The organism is Arhodomonas sp. KWT (genome assembly GCF_010993615.1).
This window is the reverse complement of record NZ_WNXE01000248.1, coordinates 1-3,087: the sequence shown is the minus strand read 5'-3', so window position 1 is coordinate 3,087 and position 3,087 is coordinate 1. Positions and strand designations below refer to the sequence as shown.

2 protein-coding genes are annotated in these 3,087 nt (G+C 69.1%); both read right to left on the bottom strand.

Going from position 1 to position 3,087, the window contains the following annotated elements:
- Positions 1-214: 214 nt before the first annotated feature.
- The gene (gene djlA, locus G7A99_RS17390) at positions 215-991 is read right to left on the bottom strand and encodes a co-chaperone DjlA (protein ID WP_018718126.1); all 777 of its coding nucleotides are present in this window, start codon (positions 989-991) and stop codon (positions 215-217) included.
- Positions 992-1,062: 71 nt separating this feature from the next.
- Positions 1,063-3,087, bottom strand: a 2,025-nt coding sequence (locus G7A99_RS17385) for a bifunctional diguanylate cyclase/phosphodiesterase (RefSeq protein WP_163142499.1), incomplete at its 5' end; no start/stop codon positions are given.

Sequence of the window (3,087 nt, the reverse complement as noted above, 5' to 3'; positions counted from 1 at the left end):
TACGCAAGCCCGTCTCCATCCGTTTCAGCGTCATCAAGGACCAGACACCCAATACCCGCAAATCGCTTGATACGCGGGACGGTATTTACCCGGGATCACAACGCCCTGGCTTACGCACCACCGTGCGCTGTAGTTCGGCCGCTCGAAGGCAACCGACAGACCCCTGGCCGGCCCCGGAACGCCGGGAACCGGCGGAATCAGGGCCGGATGGCGGTCACTTCAGTCCGCGGGCGCGGCGGATGGTATCGTACGCGGCCTGGATCTCCTGGGTGCGCTCCTTGGCGACGTCGATCATCTCCTCGGGCAGGCCCTTGGAGACGAGCTTGTCCGGGTGGTGCTCGCTCATGAGCTTGCGGTAGGCGCGCTTGACCTCGGCGTCGCTGGCATCCTCGCTCACACCGAGCTCACGATAGGCCTCGGGCAGCGGATCCCGGCCGGCCTGGCTGGCGTGGCTGCGCTGGTAGCCGCCGGCGAGGAAGGCCACCAGCCGCTCGAAGTCCGCCTCCGAGATACCGAAGTGCAGGGCGATGCGCTTGAGCACCCGGGCCTCGGCGTCGCCGAGGGCACCGTCCGCCATCGCCGCCTGGATCTGGATCTCCAGGAAGATGCGCACCAGGTTCATGCGTCCGCGACACGCCTGGCGGAACTCCGCGAGCGCGGAATCGAGATCGAACTCCGTCGACTTGCCCTGGTTGAAGTACTCGATGGCCTGGCGGCGCTGCGTCTGCGACAGCCGCATACGGTTCATTACCTGCTCGGCGGCGGCGATCTCCGCCTGGGAGACGCGACCGTCCGCCTTGCAGATGTGGCCCATGACGGTGAACGTGGTGCGGAAGAACACCGCCCGCGGGTCGTTGCCGCCCGAGGCCATGCGCGCCCGCGCGAGCCCGCGGTCGAACCAGTGCCCGAGCGCCAGCCCCACCAGCGCACCGAGAATGCCGCCCGCCATGTAGCCGAAAACGGCTCCGATGATCTTGCCAATCCAATTCATGCCTACGCCGTCAGAGCAACGCGAAAGGGCAAAAGATGCGGGGCCGGGAACGGGGCGTCAAGGGAGACACCTCAGCGCAGCCATGCCCGCGCGAATTCGTCCGCCGGCATCGGCCGGCCGTAGTAGTAGCCCTGGGCGAATTCACAGCCCAGTGACGCGAGCGCGCGGGCCTGCTCCGCCTCCTCCACGCCCTCGGCGAGGGTGGTCAGGCCGAGGTTGCGCGCCATGGCGATTATGGTCGCGACGATGGCGTGATCGCTCTCGCTGACCAGCATGTCGCGGACGAAGGACAGGTCGATCTTGAGCATGTCCACCGGGAAGCGCTTGAGATAGGCCAGCGACGAGTAGCCGGTGCCGAAATCGTCGATGCACAGCGTGAATCCCGCCTCGCGCAGGGCCACCGTGATCTCCACGGCATGGTCCGGATCGCTGGCGATCGCGGTCTCCGTGAGCTCCAGGCGGATGGCCGACGCCGCCAGCCCGGCCCCGCGGGCATGGCGGGCGAACTGCTCGGCCACACCGGCGTGCTCGAGCTGCTGCGCGGAGACGTTGATGGACAGCTCCGGCGGCAGCGCCACCCCTCGGCTGCGCCATTGCGCGAGCTGGCCGCAGGCGGTGCGCATCACCCAGTCGCCGAGCCGGCCCATCATACGCCGCTCCTCGGCGGTACTCACCGCACGCCCGGGATTCACCCAGCCCCAGTCCTCGTCGTACCAGCGCAGCAGCACCTCGGCACCGATGAGTTCACCGGTGTCCAGGGCGACCTGCGGCTGGTAATAGAGCTGGAGGACGTCGTTTTTAAGCGCCTGGTCCAGGCGTTCAGCCAGGGACAGGAAATCGTCGAGCTCGCGGCTCATGTGCGGCTCGTAGACGCTGTACTCGATGCTGCCGCGCTTGGCCCGGTACATGGCGATATCGGTGTGCATGAGCAGCTCGTCCGCCGTGTCCCCGTCCCGGGGCGCGAGCGCGATGCCGATGCTCACTTCCACGGGGATGCTGCGCCCGTCCACCGTCAGTGGCTGCCCAAGGGCGTCCACCAGACGCTCGGCGATACGGGTCGCAGCGGCCTCGTCGGCGTCCTCGGCGATGACCACGAACTCGTCGCCACCGAGCCGGGCCAGGGTCTCGTTGGCGCGCAGGGTGTTGCGGAAACGCTGCGCCACCTCCACGAGCACGCGATCCCCCGCGGCGTGCCCCTGGCGGTCGTTGATCTCCTTGAAGCGGTTGAGGTCGAGGAACAGCAGGGCCAGGGAGCTGCCGCCGCGGCGGAGACCGGCGAGGCTGACCGTCAGCCGGTCCATGAACAGCGCGCGGTTGGGCAGCCCGGTGATCTCGTCGTAGAACGCGAGCTGCTGGATCCGCCGCTCACTGGCCTTGCGCTGGGTGATGTCGCTGCCGATCTGCAGGACGCTGCCGCCGCTGTCCTCGCCGGCCAGCGACCAGTGCGACTCGACCACGATGTGCCGCCCACCGCGGGTATGCTGGTCCAGCTCGCCGCTCCAGTAGCCCTCCTCGCGGACGCGCCCGCGGGCGTCGCCGTAGGCGTCCGGCGGCACGCGCAGGACCTCGGCGGCGGAACGGCCGATCACCTCCGAGGCGGACCAGCCGTAGGTCTGCTCGGCACCCCGGTTCCAGTAGCGGATGCGGTCCCGGGCGTCCGTCAGGAGGATGGCATCGCGGGTATGCTCCAGCAGCATCGCCTGCTCGCGGATGCGGCTGTCCGCCTCGAGCCGCTCCAGCTCCGCGGCGGCACCGGCGGCGAAGATGCGCAGCGTCGAGCTGACGAACTCGGGATCCTGGACCGGGCGCCGGTAGATCACGTAGAGCACGCCCAGGTTCTCGCCCGCGGTGTTGCCCAGGCGCTCGCCGACGTAGCCCCGCGCCCCCATGTCCGCGAGCAGGGTGTCCTCGGGGAAACGCTCGGCCACACGGTCGGTCACAACGCAGTAGGACTGCTCCAGGTTGACCGCACAGGGCGTGCCGCCGAGGGCGTAACTCAGCGGCTCCGCGGGCCGGCCGTCACAGTGGCCGGCGACGCTGTACACCCGGGAGGGATCCTCGGGCAGGCAACGGGCGATGTAGCCGGCATCCGCACC